The 20152-nt window shown below is 51.7% G+C and carries 18 protein-coding genes and 2 tRNA genes; 2 read left to right on the forward strand and 18 right to left on the reverse strand.

All coding sequences use genetic code 11. The features are described from left to right. Positions 1-40: 40 nt before the first annotated feature. On the forward strand, positions 41-469 hold the full coding sequence (locus KDC22_RS24615) for a type II toxin-antitoxin system HicB family antitoxin (RefSeq protein ID WP_173128079.1): 429 nt from the start codon (positions 41-43) through the stop codon (positions 467-469). A gap of 71 nt (positions 470-540) precedes the next feature. Here KDC22_RS24615 and KDC22_RS24620 read toward each other — a convergent pair whose 3' ends face one another. The 8 genes from KDC22_RS24620 to KDC22_RS24655 form a co-directional block, all read right to left on the reverse strand. Then, positions 541-1899, reverse strand: coding sequence for a TrkH family potassium uptake protein (locus KDC22_RS24620; protein ID WP_211720700.1), 1359 nt, complete (start codon positions 1897-1899; stop codon positions 541-543). 150 nt (positions 1900-2049) lie between these two features. After that, complete coding sequence (gene mnhG / locus KDC22_RS24625) at positions 2050-2409, reverse strand: monovalent cation/H(+) antiporter subunit G (protein ID WP_211720701.1); 360 nt, start codon at positions 2407-2409, stop codon at positions 2050-2052. Continuing rightward, positions 2399-2692, reverse strand: a complete 294-nt coding sequence (locus KDC22_RS24630) for a Na(+)/H(+) antiporter subunit F1 (RefSeq protein ID WP_036725027.1) — start codon at positions 2690-2692, stop codon at positions 2399-2401. The genes mnhG and KDC22_RS24630 overlap by 11 nt, the downstream gene beginning before the upstream one ends. Next, complete coding sequence (locus KDC22_RS24635; RefSeq protein ID WP_211720702.1) at positions 2692-3174, reverse strand: Na+/H+ antiporter subunit E; 483 nt, start codon at positions 3172-3174, stop codon at positions 2692-2694. The genes KDC22_RS24630 and KDC22_RS24635 overlap by 1 nt, the downstream gene beginning before the upstream one ends. Before the next feature lie 5 nt (positions 3175-3179). Continuing rightward, the gene (locus KDC22_RS24640) at positions 3180-4655 is read right to left on the reverse strand and encodes a Na+/H+ antiporter subunit D (RefSeq protein WP_211720703.1); all 1476 of its coding nucleotides are present in this window, start codon (positions 4653-4655) and stop codon (positions 3180-3182) included. After that, positions 4652-4984 (reverse strand): Na(+)/H(+) antiporter subunit C, encoded by a 333-nt coding sequence (locus tag KDC22_RS24645; protein ID WP_173128094.1) that lies wholly within the window; start codon positions 4982-4984, stop codon positions 4652-4654. The genes KDC22_RS24640 and KDC22_RS24645 overlap by 4 nt, the downstream gene beginning before the upstream one ends. Next, complete coding sequence (locus KDC22_RS24650; protein ID WP_211724182.1) at positions 4972-7827, reverse strand: Na+/H+ antiporter subunit A; 2856 nt, start codon at positions 7825-7827, stop codon at positions 4972-4974. Before KDC22_RS24650 ends, KDC22_RS24645 begins: the two co-directional genes overlap by 13 nt. A gap of 46 nt (positions 7828-7873) precedes the next feature. Next, positions 7874-8506 (reverse strand): universal stress protein, encoded by a 633-nt coding sequence (locus KDC22_RS24655; protein WP_211720704.1) that lies wholly within the window; start codon positions 8504-8506, stop codon positions 7874-7876. A 436-nt stretch (positions 8507-8942) separates the two neighbouring features. Between KDC22_RS24655 and KDC22_RS24660 the strand changes: the two genes are divergently transcribed. Next, a complete protein-coding gene (locus KDC22_RS24660; protein ID WP_211720705.1) occupies positions 8943-9821 on the forward strand; it encodes an alpha/beta fold hydrolase in 879 nt (292 codons plus the stop codon). A gap of 131 nt (positions 9822-9952) precedes the next feature. On the opposite strand, the gene KDC22_RS24665 is transcribed toward KDC22_RS24660, so the two are convergent. From KDC22_RS24665 to pyrR, 10 genes are all read right to left on the reverse strand, one after another. After that, positions 9953-10026 (reverse strand) — tRNA-Ile (locus tag KDC22_RS24665). A gap of 47 nt (positions 10027-10073) precedes the next feature. After that, positions 10074-10150: transfer RNA gene (locus KDC22_RS24670), tRNA-Met, on the reverse strand. A gap of 83 nt (positions 10151-10233) precedes the next feature. Then, positions 10234-10398, reverse strand: coding sequence for a hypothetical protein (locus tag KDC22_RS24675; RefSeq protein ID WP_019909365.1), 165 nt, complete (start codon positions 10396-10398; stop codon positions 10234-10236). A gap of 631 nt (positions 10399-11029) precedes the next feature. Further along, positions 11030-11671: an orotate phosphoribosyltransferase gene (pyrE, locus tag KDC22_RS24680; RefSeq protein WP_211720706.1), complete on the reverse strand. Its 642-nt coding sequence runs from the start codon at positions 11669-11671 to the stop codon at positions 11030-11032. Continuing rightward, positions 11668-12384, reverse strand: a complete 717-nt coding sequence (pyrF, locus tag KDC22_RS24685; RefSeq protein ID WP_246553781.1) for an orotidine-5'-phosphate decarboxylase — start codon at positions 12382-12384, stop codon at positions 11668-11670. The genes pyrE and pyrF overlap by 4 nt, the downstream gene beginning before the upstream one ends. Positions 12385-12573: 189 nt before the next feature. Continuing rightward, a complete protein-coding gene (gene carB / locus KDC22_RS24690) occupies positions 12574-15795 on the reverse strand; it encodes a carbamoyl-phosphate synthase large subunit (RefSeq protein WP_211720708.1) in 3222 nt (1073 codons plus the stop codon). 1 nt (position 15796) lies between these two features. Continuing rightward, on the reverse strand, positions 15797-16978 hold the full coding sequence (carA, locus tag KDC22_RS24695; protein ID WP_173128115.1) for a glutamine-hydrolyzing carbamoyl-phosphate synthase small subunit: 1182 nt from the start codon (positions 16976-16978) through the stop codon (positions 15797-15799). Positions 16979-17063: 85 nt separating this feature from the next. Next, a complete protein-coding gene (locus KDC22_RS24700; protein WP_425516967.1) occupies positions 17064-18338 on the reverse strand; it encodes a dihydroorotase in 1275 nt (424 codons plus the stop codon). A 130-nt stretch (positions 18339-18468) separates the two neighbouring features. After that, a complete protein-coding gene (locus KDC22_RS24705; protein WP_173128119.1) occupies positions 18469-19377 on the reverse strand; it encodes an aspartate carbamoyltransferase catalytic subunit in 909 nt (302 codons plus the stop codon). Between the two features lie 2 nt (positions 19378-19379). Next, on the reverse strand, positions 19380-19961 hold the full coding sequence (gene pyrR / locus KDC22_RS24710; RefSeq protein WP_211720709.1) for a bifunctional pyr operon transcriptional regulator/uracil phosphoribosyltransferase PyrR: 582 nt from the start codon (positions 19959-19961) through the stop codon (positions 19380-19382). Positions 19962-20152 lie beyond the last annotated feature (191 nt).

Below are 20152 nucleotides of genomic sequence, written 5' to 3' on the forward strand. Positions count from 1 at the left end.
AATTGGGGTTTCCCTTAACCTATAAGAGGAGAATGAAAAAATGGCGAAATGGGTGCAACGTTATATTTATCCGGTAGTTGCTGAACAGGGCGAGGATGGCGGTTATGGACTGTATTTTCCGGATTTTCCCGGAAGTGCGATTCTTGCACTCGACATTCAGACCGCTGTCCGTAACGCAAAAGATATGTTAGTCGATTTCCTATTAGAGTTAGAAGATAACGGAAACATCCCTCCAAATCCTTCTGCCCCTGAACAGATTCAGCTAGAAGATCCGGCCGACAAAGTTATTTTCATTGACGTATTTATGCCGCCCTACCGTGACGAAGCAGCAAACAAGTCTGTAACCAAAAACTGCACACTGCCAAAGTGGCTGCGGGAAGCGGCAGACGAAGCCGGCCTTAACTTCTCACAAATTCTCCAGAACGGTCTTAAGGAAGCCTTGGGATTAGATAAACGCCAGGAACGTTAAGAGACATGCCAAACAAGCCCTTCCGCTGATTAACGGGATGGCTTGTTTTCGGGTGATTGAAGACTTAATCTTTAGCCGATAAGCAGCTTATCCTCCGGATACCGATATTTTTGCTTCACATTTTTTTGTGCCAGTGCCAAAGCTAGAGTCAAGGGCCCTAGTCTCCCGATGTACATTGTAATTATGATGATACATTTCCCCAGGGGCGAAAGCTCCTGCGTTAGATTCATAGACATTCCTACAGTTCCAAATGCTGAGGTTACTTCAAAGAGAAGCGCCAGGAAGTCTTTAGGATGAGCATATTCTGTAATGGATAGAAGAAAGGTGGCTGTAAGAACTACGCCCAGGGATATGGTCAATACTGCGAGTGCCCGGAATATGATATCCTGGGAGATCCGTTTTTTAAGCAGCTGTACATCTGTTTTCCCCTTAATCGTTGAGACGATACTTAACATAAGTACAGCAAAAGTAGTCGTTTTTATACCTCCTCCCGTCGATCCGGAAGAAGCCCCTACAAACATCAGGAAAATCATAAAAAATTGTGAGGCCGGGAGCATTGCTCCAATATCAATAGAATTAAAGCCGGCTGTACGGGTAACAACACCCTGAAAATAGGCCGCCCAAAACCTTTCGCTCCATGAGAGGGAACTAAAGGTTTCTGTATTAAAGAGTTCTATCGCAAATATGACCAAAAACCCCGCCATACAAAGGAGCCCGGAAGTAATTAAAACTATTTTAGTATGAAGCGAAAGATCTCTCCATCTTCTTTTCCGGTACAGATCCAGAATCACCGTGAATCCAATCCCGCCGACGATAAACAAAAGGGAGATCACAATATTAACCAACGGATCACCGACATAGCGGCTCAGACTGTCTGGCCACAATCCAAATCCGGCGTTATTAAAGGCAGACACTGAATGGAATATCCCATAATAAATTGACCTTGCTGTTCCTAGTTCATTGGCCCATCGAAGAGCCAACAATATAGCTCCAGCTGTCTCCACAATAAACGTAATGAGAAAGATACTGAGCGATAACCGCACGACTCCTTGTGTGGTTACAGAATTAGATGATTGCTGGATAAGCAGGCGTTCTTTTAGTCCAATCTTTTTGCCCATGATCACGGCGATCAAAACACTGAATGTCATAAATCCCAAACCGCCAATTTGAATCAGAAGTAAGATGATCATCTGTCCAAAATGAGAAAAGTCGGTACCGGTATCAAGTACAACAAGTCCCGTTACACATACGGCTGAAGTCGAAGTGAACAGAGCTGCCAGCCAGCCTATACTAAGTCCGCTGGACGAAGATATCGGCAAGGCCAGCAGCACTGTACCCAGCAAAATAGGGACGGCAAAACCGAGCAAAATGATTCTGGATGAGGTCAGTTTGAGATTTGTGATGAAGGATGAAATTCTGTTAAAGAACATAGTTTGGCTCCATTCAGCTTATTAAAAAGAGCCCGCTATAAGCAAGCTCCTTCAATACCGATTTAGATCCCTATTATAGAATTTATCCATTTAATTGTACAGGAGCATCGTCTCCAACTACGCTCAGCTCAGCAATTCAGCGATTAACTGTTATTTTACAGACGTTTCCTTGCTTTCTTCCTCCAGGACCTTCAGGTCATCCTGAACGCTCCCCTTCCATAGGGGCACTCCGGAACGGTAGGCAGCCCGGCCATTCAGGTGACCTGCTACCGGTGAAGTGATGAATACAAATATAATCGCCAGCAGAAGCTTGACGTTAACCGTTCCGTCTTTGAACCAAAAGTACAGGAAGCCTCCCGTCAGCAAACACAATACCCCGAAGGTTGCACTTTTGGTAGCCGCATGTGAACGCAGATACACATCGGGCAGCCGGACTAAGCCGAAGGCACTTAAGCCGCAGAAGACTGCACCCATTACCACAATCATCGAGCTAATCAGTTCACCTGTCATTGGGGTTCCCTCCATCTTCTATAACGGCTCCCCGTTCAATATATCTGGCAAGTGCCGTAGTACCAATAAACGTCAGAATCCCGATAACCAGGATGACTTCTATAAAGTCCTGGGTATCCAGCAGCATACTAAAGACGGTTATCATAGCGAGTACATGAATGCCTATCGTATCGAGTGCGGCAACCCTGTCGGAGCGGGTTGGCCCTTTCAGGAGACGGAACAGGCAGGCCAGCATCGCCAGAGCCAGAATGATCATGGCCACGGTTAGCATAACTGGGATCATTAACGGGTCACCTCCCTAATCGCTCGTTCGAAAGTGCCTCTAATCTGCGTGACCAGCAGCTCTGCATCTTTGATATCAATAGCATGAATGTACAGCGTCTTGCCATCCTTGGACACATCCAGGGTCAGGGTTCCCGGTGTCAGACAAATCAGGCACGAGAGCAGTGTGACTTCCCAGGGCGTGGTCAAAGCCGTCTCATAAGCAAAGATACCGGGACGTATAGCCAGTCGTGGACGGATAATATGACCTATGACCACAAAATTCGAAACCGTAAGTTCACGGGCAAAGATCAGCAGAAGCTTCAGTACAGCCCATATACGTATGAGATAGAACGGCCGGGACTGGGACCTGGATTTCCTAAATAACAGTAAAAGCCCGATGCCCAGCAGATAACCTACAATGAAGCTTGAAGCGGAGCTACTATTATTTATCGCCATCCACAGAAAGGCAATCAACAGATTAAACAGGAATTGTAAGGCCATCTCCTCTACTCCTTCATTATGGCTTCTATATATAGCGCAGGTGAAGCCAGAACGTCGCCAGCCTGCGATACATAAGTATACACAACCTCCGCCCCGATCCCCATTGCTATCACAAGCAGCAGCAGGCCGGCAGCCACAGCCGAAGCAGCCTTCAAGCTCACCTTAGGCTGCTCTTCCTTGGGTTCATTTCCCCAGAATGCCAGCCTGAACACCTTCATCAGGGAGAACAGCACCATAAAGCTTGACCCCAGACCAATGAGAGACAACGTCAGCATCCCCTCTGACAACGCTCCGCGGAGGATCATAATTTTGCCGGCAAAACCGCTAAGCGGCGGAATCCCGACGAGGGCGAGCGCCAGAATGAAAAACATCCAGCCGAGAAGCGGATACTTTCTGATCATCCCGCCCATATTGCCTAGCCGGTCGGTTCCGGCTGCGGATATAATCATCCCGCCCAGAATAAACATAAGTCCCTTGGCCAGCATATCGTGCAGCAGATAGAAGACTGCCCCATTCATTGAATCTGCAGTCCCCGCAGCGAGTCCAAAGGCTACAAATCCAACGCTGATAATGATGTTATAATTCAGAATCCGCGGGATATCCTTATAAGCCACGGCCCCCAGGCTGCCCAGGATCATAGTAGCAGCAGCCATCCAGGCGATCCAGTCATGGGTGAAGCCGGGATCGTTCACGAACAGCAAGGTGAAGGTGCGGATGATTGCATAGAGTCCTACTTTGGTCAGCAGGGCACCGAATAATGCTCTGACAGCCGCCGGAGGCGCACTGTAGGACCCTGGAAGCCAGAAGAACAGGAATAGTCCGGCCTTCAGGGAAAATACAATCAGAAACAAAACAGCAATCACATTAAGCACGCCGCCTTGTCCCGCTTCAGCGATACGCTGGGACAGGTGCGCCATGTTTAGTGTTCCGACTGCAGCATAGAGGTAAGCTACCGCTGCTACGAACAGTGTCGAGGATACGATATTGATAAGCAGATATTTCGACGTTTCTCTTAGCTGAAGCTTGGTCCCTCCGAGTGAGATGAGCGCATAAGAAGAAATCAGCATGACCTCAAAAAAGACAAACAGGTTGAAAATATCTCCGGTAAGAAACGAGCCATATACCCCGACCAGCAAAAACTGAAAGAACGTATAGTAATAGAACCGCTCCCGCTGCTCTCCAATACTGCTGAAGGAGTAGCACAGAATCGCAAAACTGACGATCGAAGCCATCGTTACCAGCAATACAGCAAACATATCCCCTACAAAAACAATGCCATACGGAGGAAGCCAGCCCCCCATTTGCAAGGTCTGTATACCCTCTGAGTAGACACGTGCAACCAGCAGCACCGCAATCAGAATATTCAATAGACCGCTGAGCGCACTAATCACGCGCTGAAGCCGGATCTTCTCTTTGAGAAAAATCAGGATGACCGCCGTAGCCAGCGGAATGAGAATCGGGAGCACCAATAGATTGCTCATTCGTTGTCCTCCTTAATGCTGTCCATTTCATCAGTTCCCCGCGTCTGATAAGACCGGTATGCGAGTACGAAAAAGAAGGCTGTGACCCCAAAGCTGATGACGATGGAGGTTAGAATCAGCGCCTGCGGCAGCGGATCAACATAGGTATCCGCTTTGCCTAGTACAGGCGCTGCACCCTTTTTGAGCCCGGCCATCGTGAGCAGCAGCAGATGGACTCCATGCGTCAGCAAGGAGGTGCCCAGCACAATGCGCAGCAGGCTTTTGGACAGAATCAGGTAAACACCGATCATGAAGAGAATTCCGACCGCTACCGCCATTACGAGTTCCATTTCTTCTCCCCTCCGATCGATAAAATGATGGTCATCGTCACGCCGACTACAGCCAGGAATACGCCAAGGTCAAACAGGACGGCAGTCGCCAGCTCCGTATCCCCAAGTACAGGCAGATAGAAGTGGCCGAACGTATGACTTAGAAAAGGAGCGTCAAACAGGAATGAACCTGACGCTGTCAGAATAGCCAGCATGAGCCCGGAAGCGGTCAGCAGCCGGTAATTCACAGGGAGCACCTTACGAACCTGATCCCTGCCAAATGCGATGGCAATGAGCACAAGCGCAGCAGAAGCCATCAAAGCCCCGATAAAACCTCCCCCGGGATGATTATGTCCGGCAAAGAACAGATACAGGGAGAATATCAGAATGATAAGGACAACGCCCTTCGAGATGGTCTGTAGAATCACATCATTGCTGCGCAGCGGCAATCTTTCTTCCTTTGCAGGCTCCAGCGGCGGTAATTCTGCCTCCATTCTCAGATGAATCAGACCATAAATGGCCAGTGAGGCGATGCCAAGCACCATGATTTCAAACAAGGTATCAAATCCGCGGAAATCTACCAGGATGACGTTGACAACATTCTTGCCGCCAGCCAGGTTGTAGCTTTCTTTCAGGAAAAACTCGGAGATCGGTTCAAACGGACTGGTACCCATCGCCGCCAGAGCAATCAACGTCATCGTGATCCCGGCTCCAGCCGCTATCACCAGATTGGGCAGCTTAAAGCGCAGCGGCTCCTTCTGCTTCTTCAGCTTCGGCAAATACCGGAAACAAAGAAGGAACAGAATGACCGATACGGTCTCTATAATCATCTGTGTGAGTGCAAGATCCGGTGCCCGGAAAAGCACGAAGAGCAGCGTCACCATATACCCCACACCACCGGTGAAAAGAATCGCGCTCACACGTGACTTGGCAAACGGAACTGCAAAGGCAGCCAGCAGCATGGCTGCTACAACAGCCATTTCATAAAAAGACAATGAGGCATATTGATCCATACCCAAGCTAATGCCCGGCTGCCGGAGCAGAACTGTGAGCAAGGAAATGATGAAAAAGCTGAAAATATAGATCAGGTAATGGCGGCCCGAACCAGTCATATAAGCATCGGTTAAGCGTCTTGAACCCTGCTCGAGCAGTCTTAACGAGAAGTCATACATCCGGCTCAGTGCATTGGTGCCGCCGGCTTCACGGTCTAGTACACGTAACCTGGTATAAATTCTAAACAACAGCGTACCTGCTGCTATAACGCCGAGGGTCATGAAGATTTCCGGTGTCCAGCCATGCCAGAAATGAATAGAAACCTCAAAGGCTTCTTCTGGCGCCAGCAGCCCCGTATGAATGGAAGACATGGCCGGTTCAATCAGCGTAGCAGAGACCAGGTCAGGGAAGAAAGCAAACACTACAGCCAGTGAAATTAGAATCACCGGTGACAGTAAGAGACCCAGTGGAGCTTCATGAGGCACTTTATCCAATTTGTCTTCCTTCAGCTTGCCGCGGAAGGTCTTGAAGACAAAGATCATGCTGTATACAAAGGTAAATACACTGGCAATCCAGGCAATCACCGGAAAGAGCTGGGTCCAGTATCCTGAGCTCAGGATGTCAAACTCCCGGATATTAAGTACAGAAGTGAAGAACATTTCTTTACTGAGGAATCCGCTGAATGGCGGCAATCCGGCCATGGAGAAGGTCCCGATCAATGCGATAGAGAAGGTGACCGGCATGAGAGACATAAGCCCGCCAAGCTTGCGCAGATCACGGGTACCCGTCTCATGGTCGATGATGCCCACAACCATAAACAGACTGCCTTTAAATACAGCATGGTTAATGAGATGAAAGAGCGCTGCTGTAGTAGCCATCGTATAGAAAACCGCATCCCCCGTACCGGTGAAGAAGGCTGCCGCCGACCCGAGTCCAAGCAAAGACATGATCAAGCCAAGTTGACTGATCGTGGAGTAAGCGAGCAAGGCCTTGAGATCGGTTTGCCGGATGGCTTTGAACGACCCGTAGATCAGAGTTACCAGTCCTGTGACTGAGACCAGCCAGAACCACTCGGATTGTCCGGCATACAGCGGGGTGAGCCGCGCTACCAGATAGATCCCTGCCTTAACCATGGTAGCCGAGTGAAGATACGCACTGACCGGAGTCGGCGCTTCCATGGCATCAGGCAGCCAGATATGGAATGGAAATTGGGCAGATTTCGTAAAGGCTCCCAGGAGAATAAGCAGCATGGACGGGATAAACATTACACTTTCTGTCAAGGTCCCTGCCTGTGCAACAATCTCACGTATACTATAAGTGCCGGTCATTACATACAGCAGATTGAATCCGGCTAGCATCGCCAGACCGCCGAACACCGTGATCAGCATGGACTTCATTGCTCCATAGGAGGATCTTTCCCGGCGGTGCCAGAAGGCAATGAGCAGGAACGAAGATATGCTCGTCAGTTCCCAGAATCCGTACAGCACCATCAGATTATCTGACAGCACCACTCCTAACATGGCTCCCATGAACATGAGCAGGTATATATAAAACTGGCGGATTCCCTCCATGAGCTTATCGAGATAATAAATCGAATAGAGCACGACAAGGGCCCCCATCCCGGTAATGAGCAGGACAAAGAGCAAGCTGAGTCCATCCAGTACCAGCGAGATATTCACCCCAAAGGACGGCATCCAGGTGATACTGTTCTCAATAGGCTCTCCTGCACGGATGGATGGAATTCTTGTCAGGAAATAAATGAAGAGAGCCGCAGGAAGGGGCAGAACGATCCAGCCCAAGTGAAACCGGGTGTTCTTCTGCTTCATCAGCAGCATTAGCGCAGCCAGCAAAAACGGAAGCAGGATAATCATATGCAGCAAGGCTTAATCCCCCTTTCTAGTATTTGGTATCATCCGCTTAACGGGGCTTCACCCATTCGTTCTGTACAATTCTCAAATATTGCGCTTCACCGTTTCTGACAATTTTGAACAGGCCGGTATTGAAATCTGTATCGAGCTCACGAAAGAAAACCCCCTTCATGGCTTCATCTCCATCCGGTTCATCCATCAGGATATGACGGTCGCCCTCTTGGACCAGATAAGCAGAGAACCCTTGCTCATGGGACTGCTCCAGCAGCTCCGGATACCGCTGTACCGCAACGATATGAAGATCAATTGGACCCATCCGCTCCAGCAGATCATTGATAAAGCTTCCCCGTGTAATCTCCTGCCACAGCGTTTGGCTTGACTGTCCGAGTACAATTTGTGTGATTTTGTGATCCTTTGCAGTCTCCACAATCACATCAGCCGTTTTTTTGCCATTACATTTGCGGATCACAAATTGTCCGCCAGCCTCCTTGGTCTGATTCTCCCAGCCGGACAGGTACTGCTGCTTCTCCCTGTTATATTCATTGTCTCCGGATGCATCTACAGTGAGTACCATCAGCGGGGCATTGAGCAATCTTGCCAATTGTCCTCCGCGCTGAATTAACCGCTGCCCGTGCGGCCCGTAATGTACACACACCATGATGCTCTCATTGTTCATTTCCATTTCAAACCCTCCACAGCAGTAAATTTGTTCCAGGTAAAAAACACAAAAAGAGCCCGCTGTTGGCAGGCTCCTCCGGTTCACTCCGTATACAATTATTGCAATTATATAGTCACCGAAGGAGAAAGTAAAGGCCATTTGCGGTGAATAATCCGGGAAGCATCAGGGGAGCCTGTGTGAAAAGGAGGAATTCCTCATGTTAATACGTAAAATAATATGCTGCATTTCCCTGTTCGCCGCTATGTTACTACTTGGCTGGAAAATGGATAAGTTAATAACTCCTAATACGGCAGTTCCGCAAACAAGCAACTTTTTCGTTGAAGAATTTAGTTTCCGTACCGAAAGCCTCAATGATCCGGTCCCCATTAGCGTACCCCATCTCCCCCGGGAATATGTTAGAATCAGACTAAACCCTTGAATTGAATGGGAGTAGAGAGATATGCTCAGAAGTACCCGGACATTAGAGCTAGAAAATGGGACATTCCTTGAATATACAATTGCCGGAACAGGGACGCCCATTTTGCTTTTTCATGGCGGGCACTCTAATTGTAATGAAGAGTTTGGATACAAAAATCTGTTGGAGCAGGGCTATTCGATCATTACTCCTTCGCGGGCCGGTTACGGCTCAACAAGTAAAGAACTTGGGCTATCGTTAAATACGGCTTGTGAGGCTTATCTGCAATTGATCAATCACCTTGATGTATGTACGGTTCAAGTCGTTGCTGTATCAGCTGGCGGACCCACCGGTATAACCTTCGCTTCCCTCTATCCAGAGCGCGTCAGCAGTCTTGTCCTTCAATCTGCTGTATCCAAGGAATGGCATTCTCCTAAAGACGCTATTTATAGGATGGCCAAAATATTGTTCCATCCGGCCACAGAAAAATATACATGGAAGCTTGTTTCCTTCTTCAGCCGTACATTTCCAAATTTCATTCTAAAACAGATGGTACCTTCATTCAGTACCCTTCCCGTACCTGAGGTCTTGCAACAGTTCAGCCAAGAGGATATTGAACAATTTGTCGCCATGAATCAGCGCCAGCGCTCCGGCCATGGGTTTATGCTTGATCTTGAACAGAGTGCGGCCTTCACACCCTCCAAACTACAGAAAATTATGTGTCCGACCCTGATTATACATAGTAAAAATGATAAGGCTGTTTTACCGGAGCATGCCTTGTCTGCTCATCACCATATCCCCGAATCCAGACTATGCCTTCTTGACTCATGGGGACATTTGATATGGCTGGGCAGTGGAGCCCGGAGCGTTGACACGGAATTGAACAAGTTTTTGTGTAGCAAATTTATCAGGCCATCCATTTAATACTCTGCAATACTTTCTCATACTGCCTCCAAAGTGTTAAAAGTCCTTCGCCTAACAAATTCTTCCCTTTGATTATCCCTGCAACTATGAAAACAGCAAAAAACCCTTACAAAGTAAGGGTTTTAGTGAAGTGGGCCCTACAGGACTCGAACCTGTGACCAATCGGTTATGAGCCGACCGCTCTAACCAACTGAGCTAAGGGCCCGGACTAGGATATCCGTATTATACAAGTGCTGTCAGGTGTAATAAGATTGGTTGCGGGGGCAGGATTTGAACCTGCGGCCTTCGGGTTATGAGCCCGACGAGCTACCGGGCTGCTCCACCCCGCGTCAGTAAACATATTCAAACAGCGACAATAGATAATATACAATATAGACATGGATAAAGTCAAGGATGATTTTGGTTATTTAGTTCATGGCAGAAACCGCACACCATAACGGCCCTTGCGGGAACGGTAAATTTCTACAAACCGCGGATCATGATAACCATAGATCCAGCCGTCCTGCTCCAGTCTTTTGGCGAGGCAGCCTGCTTGAAATCTTGTCCTGAACAGCTTAGCGAAGTAGATCCAATTCATGATACCCTCTTCTCCTTTTTCGCATTAATATATTCCTTTGTGTTATTTATCATGCCCAGTTTTGCAATAAAAACAGGACAACTACTCTGCGGAAGGGTTGGCAAATTCTTGCACCGTGCGCCATATTCCGCAGGTTGGCAGGTGATAACCTTGGAGCGAAGCCTGCTCACCGGGAACAGTTGGATTTTGTACACTTACGTATCCTGATATTGTCGTTTCAGTGGAGCTAAGTGGATTTTTGTCATCTAATTCTGCTCCCTATCCTGGGAATCTCCATTTCGGGCGCAAACAAATGCTGTTTTTCCAACTAGCTTCCTCCATGCTGAGATTTCGCTATAATTAGATGACGTTTTTCCACTTGCTTATATAGGACACCCTTAGGGTTAATGTGTATTTGAAGGCGAGTCGTTACTGCGATGAATAAAGTACTTCCGGCGTCTTAAAGAACCTCCATAAGGAACGGAAGATAAGGCTTGAAGGGCTGGGAAACGGACAATAGCTGATGAAGTCGGGTGATTGAGGGGCAGCGCCCCTCTCAACCTATGGCAACCAAAGAAGCCCAGCAGCCTGTAAAGGCACTGGGCTTCTTGCTGTATTCCCGTTCAGGCTGCGGCTTCAAGACCAGCCTGTATTATACGCCGAACGCGGCGGGATCTTTGCGCCAGGATTGCAGCAGCGCTACATCTGTAGCGGCGATCTTAGCTTGATCCAGCGCAACGCCGATGAGGGTGCTGTAGTTGGACAGGCTCTGCAGCGGGATATCTGCAGCCGCGAAGGCTTCAACCGCGCGGTCCAGCTCGTAGCTGAAGATAGCCAGAACGGCCAGCGGGACGCCGCCTGCTTCCTGCACAGCCTGCGCGGCCTTGATCGAGCTGCCGCCTGTGGAGATCAGATCCTCGATGACAATGACCTTCTGGCCGGGAGCGATCAGTCCCTCGATCTGATTCTGCTTACCGTGGCCTTTGGCTTTGTCACGGATATAAGCCATCGGCAGACCGAGCTTATCGGCCACCCAGGCCGCGTGCGGGATGCCGGCGGTTGCAGTCCCCGCAATCACCTCAGCGTCCGGATAGCTGGCTCTGATCCGCTCTGCGAAGGCATCGGCAATATAGTTACGGACAACCGGGAAAGACAAGGTCAGGCGGTTATCGCAATAGATCGGAGATTTGATGCCGGACGTCCAGGTGAAGGGTTCCTGCGGCCGCAAGGCTACCGCTCCAATCTCCAGCAGGTAACGTGCAACTTGTTCACTTTTATTCTCTAATGGGCTCATACTTCGCTCATCTCCTCAATAATGGTTAGTGCTGCGGCGCGCGGATCTGCCGCCGCCGTAATCGGCCGGCCCACTACCAGATAGTGGCTACCTTGCCGGATAGCCTGTCCGGGGGTCATGACCCGGGACTGATCGTCCAGCGAAGCACCGGCAGGCCGGATGCCAGGGGTCACTGTACGGAAATCCGGGCCGCAGGCAGCGGCAATTACCGCTGATTCCTGCGGCGATGCTACCACCCCATGCAAGCCGGCTTCTGCTGCAAGCTTGGCGTAACGTACCACCGTATCCGTCACTGAACCGGCAATACCGATTTCGCTGTTCATCACTTCCTGGCTCGTGCTGGTAAGCTGGGTTACCGCGATAATAAGCGGGATATGCAGCGACGGATGCAGGCTGACTGCCTTCGCCGCCCCTTCCAGCGCAGCAGCCATCATGGCGGCTCCCCCGGCAGCATGAACATTGAACATATCGACCCCTAGCAGGGTCAGGCTCTCCGCTCCGCCCCGCACCGTGTTCGGAATATCATGCATTTTGACATCAAGGAATACGGAGTACCCGCGTTCCTTCAGCTCGCGGATGAAGTCAGGCCCGGCAGCGTAGAACAACTGCATGCCCACCTTCATATAGCAGGGAATTCCCTCCAGCTGGTCGAGTAACAGCCTTGCCTGCCCCGCATCCGGGTAGTCCAGGGCTACCATCAGCCGTCCGGCCATTTCATTACGCTTTTCTACTTGTCCGACGTTCTCATGTTCATGTTGCTGCTCTGCTGCGTTCCGCTCCATTTGCCAACCTTCTTTCCACCTGTGATTATGCAACGTTCAAGGTCCCGGGCATAGGTGAACGGTCTGCGCTAACGCAAACCGTCCCTGTAGCAGCCTGTAATGACTGCCCCGCCCTATATATTATTGTCCGACAAAAGCAGGCATCGACTCGGACGAGAAGTTAATCGTCTGCAGCATTATCAGCAGCGCCGTTACCGTATCGAGCGAGGTCATACATACAACGCCGTTCTCTACTGCTTCACGGCGGATACGGAACCCGTCACGTTCAGGCGTCTTGCCTTTGGTCAGTGTATTGAAGACGAAGTTCGCTTGACCGCCGCGGATCAGATCCAGAATGGTCGGCTCGCCTTCATCCAGCTTGTTGACGTTCATCACGTTCAGCCCGGCCTGCTCCAGCGCCGCTGCTGTACCTCCGGTAGCGATGATTTTGTAGCCCATGGCATGGAAGCCCTTCATCAGCTCAACCGCTTCTGCCTTGTCTTTGTCAGCTACAGTAACGATGATTGCGCCGGTCGCCGGAATCTTCATTCCTGCGCCGATCAGGCCTTTGTAGAGCGCTTTGGCGTACAGCTTGTCGCGGCCCATCACCTCGCCGGTGGATTTCATCTCCGGTCCCAGTGTCGGTTCTACTCTGCGCAGCTTGGCAAAAGAGAACACCGGAACTTTTACCGAGACATAGTCGCTCTCCGGCCATAAGCCTTCCGTATACCCATCTTCCTTCAGCTTGCCGCCAAGGATGATCTTGGTTGCCAGATTCGCCATCGGGATGCCGGTCACCTTGCTCAGGAACGGAACCGTACGCGAGGAGCGCGGGTTAACCTCAATGACATACACTTCATTCTGATAAATAACGAACTGGATGTTGACCAGTCCAATGGTCTTCAGTTCCTTGGCGATCTTGATGGTGATCTCGGAGATTTTCTGCTTCAGGCCTTCATCCAGGTATTGCGGCGGATAGACTGCAATGGAGTCGCCGGAGTGAACCCCTGCGCGTTCCACATGCTCCATAATCCCCGGGATGACTACCGTCTCGCCATCGCAGATCGCATCGACCTCAACCTCTTTGCCCAGCATATAACGGTCAATCAGCACCGGATGCTCGGGATTCACTTTTACCGCTTCAACCATATAGCTCAGCAGCTCTGTATCGTTGTAGACAATCTCCATCGCACGGCCGCCCAGGACATAAGAGGGACGAACCAGCACCGGATAACCGAGCGCCTGCGCCGTTTCGACGGCTTCGTCAATATTGATCACCGTCTTGCCTTTGGGCTGTGCGATATCCAGACGGGCCAGCAGCGCTTCGAACTTCTTGCGGTTCTCCGCTTCATCAATGCTCTCCAGGCTAGTGCCCAGAATGTTCACACCTGCTGCCGCAAGCGGCGCAGCCAGGTTAATGGCAGTCTGCCCGCCGAACTGTACGATAACCCCGATTGGGTTCTCCTGGGCAATCACGTTCATGACATCCTCGAAGAACAGCGGTTCAAAGTACAGGCGGTCCGAGGTATTGAAATCCGTTGACACCGTCTCTGGATTGTTATTGATAATGACGGCTTCATAGCCGGCCTTCTGGATAGCCCATACCGCATGGACAGTGGAGTAGTCGAACTCAATCCCCTGGCCGATCCGGATCGGACCGGAACCCAGCACGATTACCTTCTGCTTATCGGAATGAATGACCTCATTCTCCGTCTCATAGGTCGAGTAGTAATATGGCGTCGAAGCTTCAAATTCTGCGGCGCAGGTATCCACCATTTTGAATACCGGAACGAGTCCTTGCTGCAGACGCATCGCACGCACTTCAGACTCCTTGGTGAATGCCCCGCCCGGACGTCCTTCGGCACGGATCTCGGCAATCGCCCGGTCGGTGAAGCCTTTGCGTTTGGCCTGATAGAGAATCTCTGCAGACAGAGTCTCTTCCCCGCGGATCTCATTCTCGAAGCTCACGAGTCCTTCGATCTTGGAGAGGAACCACCAGTCCACATTCGTAATATCCTGAATCTCCTGCAGCTCATAGCCGCGGCGGAAGGCCTCGGCGATCAGGAACAGGCGCTCATCATCCGGCTTGGCAAGTCTATAGCGCAGCACACTCTCTTCAAGCAGCTCCGCTCCCGGCAAGCGGAAACGGTGCACACCGATCTCCAGCGACCGGATCGCCTTATGAATCGACTCTTCGAAGGTCCGGCCGATCGCCATTACTTCACCGGTCGCCTTCATCTGGGTACCGAGCTTGCGGTTCGCAGAGATGAACTTGTCGAACGGCCAGCGCGGGATTTTGCTGACGATATAATCCAGTGTAGGCTCGAAGCAGGCGTAAGTCTGGCCGGTCACCGGATTGACGATCTCATCCAGCGTGTAGCCCAGAGCAATCTTGGCGGCCATCTTGGCAATCGGATAACCGGTCGCCTTCGACGCCAGCGCCGAGGAGCGGCTTACGCGCGGATTCACTTCAATCACATAGTACTGATAGCTCTGCGGATCTAATGCGAACTGTACGTTACAGCCGCCTTCAATATTCAGCGCGCGGATGATCTTCAGGGAAGCACTGCGCAGCATCTGATATTCACGGTCAGACAACGTCTGGCTTGGCGCCACTACGATGCTGTCGCCCGTATGTACGCCCACCGGATCAAAGTTCTCCATATTGCAGACTACGATACAGTTGTCGTTCGCATCACGCATGACTTCATATTCGACTTCCTTCATGCCGGCGATGCTCTTCTCCACCAGACATTGGCCGATCGGGCTGTAACGGATACCGGCCTTGACGGTCTCACGCAGCTCTTCTTCGTTGTCGCAGATCCCGCCCCCGGTTCCGCCCAGCGTGTAGGCAGGACGTACGATCAGCGGATAGCCGATTCCGGAAGCGAAGCCCATGGCTTCTTCCACGCTTGTAATAATCGCACTCTCCGGCACCGGCTGATCCAGCTCGCGCATCAACTCGCGGAACAAGTCACGGTCCTCCGCCTTCTCGATGGATTCGAGCTGGGTACCCAGCAGCTTTACGTTCTCGGACTTCAAGACTCCGGCACGGGCCAGTTCTACGGCCATGTTCAGCCCGGTCTGTCCGCCGAGTGTCGGCAGCAGTCCGTCCGGGCGTTCCTGGCGGATAATGGCGGTCACGAATTCAAGCGTAATCGGTTCAATGTATACTTTATCCGCCATATTGGTATCGGTCATAATCGTCGCAGGGTTGCTGTTGATCAGGACAACCTCCACGCCTTCTTCTTTGAGCGCCTGGCAGGCCTGTGTGCCTGCATAGTCGAACTCAGCGGCTTGACCGATGACGATCGGTCCGGAGCCGATAACCAGTATTTTTTTGAGTTTATCGTTCTTAGGCATGTTATAGAGCTCCTTTCACGGCTTCAAGCTGTGGTGCAGATGGTTTCGGTGCCGTGATTCTGGCATTGGCCGCAAGCTGCGCCTGGCGTGAGCCTGCCGGCTGATTCGCCTTGTGTTCTGCGATCAGCTCCAGGAAACGGTCGAACAAATAACTGCTGTCATGCGGTCCCGGCGCCGCTTCGGGATGGTACTGCACCGAAAATGCGGGGTAGCGGGTATGCTTCAGTCCTTCAACAGTCTTATCGTTGTTATTAATGTGTGTCACTTCAAGATCCGTGTTCACTACGGATTCCTCATTCACGGTGTAACCATGGTTCTGGGAAGTGATGAAGCAGCGTCCGCTCTCCAGCTCCTTGACCGGATGGTTCCCGCCGCGATGGCCGAATTTGAGCTTCTCTGTATCTGCGCCGCAAGCCAGGGCGAACAGCTGATGACCCAGGCAGATCCCGAAGATCGGATATTCACCGAGCAGCTCGGAGATGGTCTGTACAGCGTAAGGAACATCCTTCGGGTCCCCAGGACCGTTCGAGAGCTGAATCCCGTCCGGATTCAGGCGGCGGATCTCATCTGCAGTCACATCGTGAGGCACCACAACCACATCACAGCCGCGGCTGTTCAGCTCACGCAGAATGCCTGTCTTCGCGCCGTAATCCACCAGTACAATGCGTTCCTTGTGGCCAGGGCTGCTGTAAGTCGTAGTTGTAGAGGTACGGGCTACCTGGTTGCGCAGCTGCTCAATAGTAGTGTCGCCCATCATCTCCATCAGCTCTTCCACACGCTTATTCGAAGTGGTGAGGATGGCCTTCATCGTGCCGTAATGGCGGATAATGCGGGTGAGCATACGGGTATCAATCTCGCTGATGCCGGGAATGTCATATTCCTTCAGCAGATCGTCTACACTGTATTCAGCACGCCAGTTGCTGGGTACCGATTCGTGGCGCCGCACTACAAAGCCGTGTACAAAAGGACGCACGGATTCAAAGTCATCACGGGTAATGCCGTAATTTCCGATCAGCGGGTAGGTCATCGTAACAATCTGACCGCAGTAAGAAGGGTCCGACAATACCTCCTGATACCCCGTAATTCCTGTGTTAAATACAACCTCGCCCGTCTTTTCGCCTTCCGCGCCAAATGCGGTGCCTGTAAACAGTGTTCCGTCCTGAAGCAGCAATCTCGCCTGCATGCCCTTCCACTCCTTCTTGTTTCTGTAGTCTGATTCTTATGTCACAGCCATGCAGCCCGGCTGCATATATTCACTCTTGCTCCGCTTACACTTCACTCCATACGGCTCTGCCGTCTACCCAAGTCTTCACCGGCCAGCCCTTAAGCTTCCATCCGGTAAAAGGTGTATTGCGACCCTTGCTCGCAAATGTTGCAGGATCTACTGCCTTCTCTTCATTCAGGTCAATCAGTGTCAGATCGGCAGGCGCCCCTACTGTAAGGCTGCCTGTGCTTAGTCTGAACACCCGGGCCGGATCAGCGGTCATCCGCTGGACCAGCAGGGACAGATCCCATTTGCCTGTGGCTACAAAAGCGGTATACAGCAGCGGGAAGGCCGTCTCAAAGCCGACGATGCCAAACGGTGCAAGCTGCATGCCTTTGGCCTTCTCTTCCTCGCTGTGCGGCGCATGGTCGGTCACGATGATATCCAGCGTGCCGTCCAGCAATCCTTCAATGCAAGCCTCAACGTCGCGGCGCGAGCGCAGCGGCGGGTTCATTTTCCAGTTAGCGTCCATTCCCGGAATATCTTCCTCCGAGAGCAGCAGATGATGCGGGCATACCTCAGCGGTCACCTTGATGCCGATCTGCTTCGCCTGGCGGATGAGCCGTACCGATTGCTCGGTACTGACATGGCACACATGGTAGTGGACCCCAGTCGCTTCGGACAATAGAATGTCACGGCCTACATGAATGGCTTCCGACTCATTCGGAATTCCCTTCAGACCATGCTTGTCAGCAAAAGTGCCCTCCGCTACCGGCGCTCCTTCCACCAGCGAGTTATCCTCACAGTGGGCAATCACCGGCATATCCAGTCCCTTCGCCAGCTTCATGGCATCCTTCATCATCTGTGCACTTTGCACGCCTACACCGTCATCGGTGAAGCCAATCGCCCCCGCTGCCTTCAGTGCTGCGAAGTCCGTCAGCTCGCGTCCCAGCTCGTTCTTGGTAATGGCCGCGTAGGGCAGCACCTTCACAAGTCCCGCTTCACGCGCCTTATCCTTGACCAGCTGTACGATCTCTGCACTGTCTGTTACCGGGCGTGTATTCGGCATGCAGGCAATCGTTGTGAATCCGCCTTTGGCTGCCGAACGTGCGCCGGTCTCAATCGTTTCCTTATGCTCGAACCCCGGTTCACGCAGGTGCACATGCATATCAATCAGTCCCGGAATCAGCAGTTTGCCTTCCGCCTCAATGATCTCCCCGGCTTCCTCCACCGCTTCAGCGGCATCCTGAATCTTCGAGATAAGTCCATCCTGCACAACAATATGCTTGCGCTCCAGCACGCCTTCTTGGTTCAGTACACTGGCATTTTTGATGATCACGGTTAGGATTCTCCTTTTGTGCCCACCGGCCGCAGCCGTAAGCTCTGTAGTTATTATATAATAAAGATTCATATTTGTGTATATTTATTAATGCGCTTATGTGAGGTTTTTTCTGTCGTGCTTGAACGTGCTACTGTAGCGCCCGCTCCATGACCGCCATCCGTACCGGCACCCCGTTCGCCATCTGCGGGAAAATCCGGGACTGGCTGCTCTCCACCACCGCGTCGTCGATCTCCACATTGCGGTTGACCGGCGCCGGATGCATAATGATTGTCGCAGCGTCCAGCTTGGCCGCCCGTTCTTCGGTCAGCCCGAATTGCTCCCGGTACTGCTCAGCCGATAAAATAATTCCGGAAGCATGCCGCTCCAGCTGCACTCTCAGCATCATGACCACATCTGCCTTCAGCGCTTCTTCCATAGAAACGTATGGAGCGTAGGCGGCAAGCTCAGGTGCCTGCATATTGGCCGGGGCGCAGAACTGCACGCTTGCCCCCATCTTCGTTAACGCCCACAGATTGGACCGGGCTACCCGGCTATGCATAATGTCCCCGATAATCGACACCTTCAGGCCCTTCAGCTCGCCAAAATGCTTACGCATCGTATACAGATCCAGCAGTGCCTGTGTAGGATGCTCGTTGTTGCCGTCCCCCGCATTGATCAGCGGGATGTTCACCTTCCCGGCAAGCTGCTGCAGCACCCCGGCAGGCTTCAGGCGTACCACCCCTGCGTCGATCCCCATGGATTCCAAAGTGCGCACGGTATCGTAGATCGACTCGCCTTTCTCCACACTGGAGGCTGCAGCCGTGAAGTTCAGTACTTGAACGCCCAGGCGTTTCTCGGCCATCTCGAAGGAGAACCGGGTGCGCGTGCTGTTCTCAAAAAACATGTTGGCAACAAAATGTGCTCTCAGTACCGGCGTAAGCTTCTCGCTCTGATTGTCCCAGTAAGCCGTTCTGCCCAGCAGCTGGCTGATTTCCGAAGCGTCCAGTTCCTTAATCCCCAGCAGACTGCGTTCCTTCACTTTGGTTGCCGTCATCATTGTTATCGTTCCTCCCGGTTTGAAATAATGTACACTTCGTCCTTGCCGTCGAATTCGCTCAGGGACACTTCAATCTGCTCATGCCTGGAGGTGGGTACGTTCTTGCCGATATAATCGGGACGGATGGGTAATTCCCGGTGCCCGCGGTCAGCCAGTACTGCAAGCTGGATCATGCGCGGACGTCCGCAATCCATCAGCGCATCCATCGCTGCCCGGATCGTTCTTCCGGTGTACAGCACATCGTCGAACAGAATCACTTTCTTGTCGCGGGTGCCGGTGCTGCCCGGAGGCAGGGTCAGGTAGCTGTTCACCACTGCCTTGTCCATCTGCTCCCGGTTGTCCCCGCCGCCTTCGCGGTCATCCCGGTAATGCGTAATGTCCAGCTCACCGTAAGGAATATCCACACCCTCGATCTCCTTGATGCGCTCCGCGATCCGCTGGGCCAGATATATCCCCCGGGTACGAATGCCGACCAGCAGACAATTCTCAATACCCTTGTTTTTCTCCAAAATCTCATGTGCAATGCGTGACAGTGCCCGGCGAATCGCCGTTTCGTCCATAATGACATTTTTTTCAGTAACCATCCTCGTGCCATCCTCCTGCTTGATCGCCTGCTCAAGTTCCCGGTAAACAAAAAACTCCTTGCCCGAAGCAGGCAAGGAGTGAAATCCGCAGATTCAAAAAGATGGCGTGTCCGCGCGCATAAAGAGGCACTCCGTACTCCTACGGATTCCTTCTCGACGACCGCGAACCTCGATTCACGTTACCTTGCCAG

Source organism: Paenibacillus tritici (assembly GCF_018207515.1).
Lineage (GTDB): Bacteria > Bacillota > Bacilli > Paenibacillales > Paenibacillaceae > Paenibacillus_AQ > Paenibacillus_AQ tritici.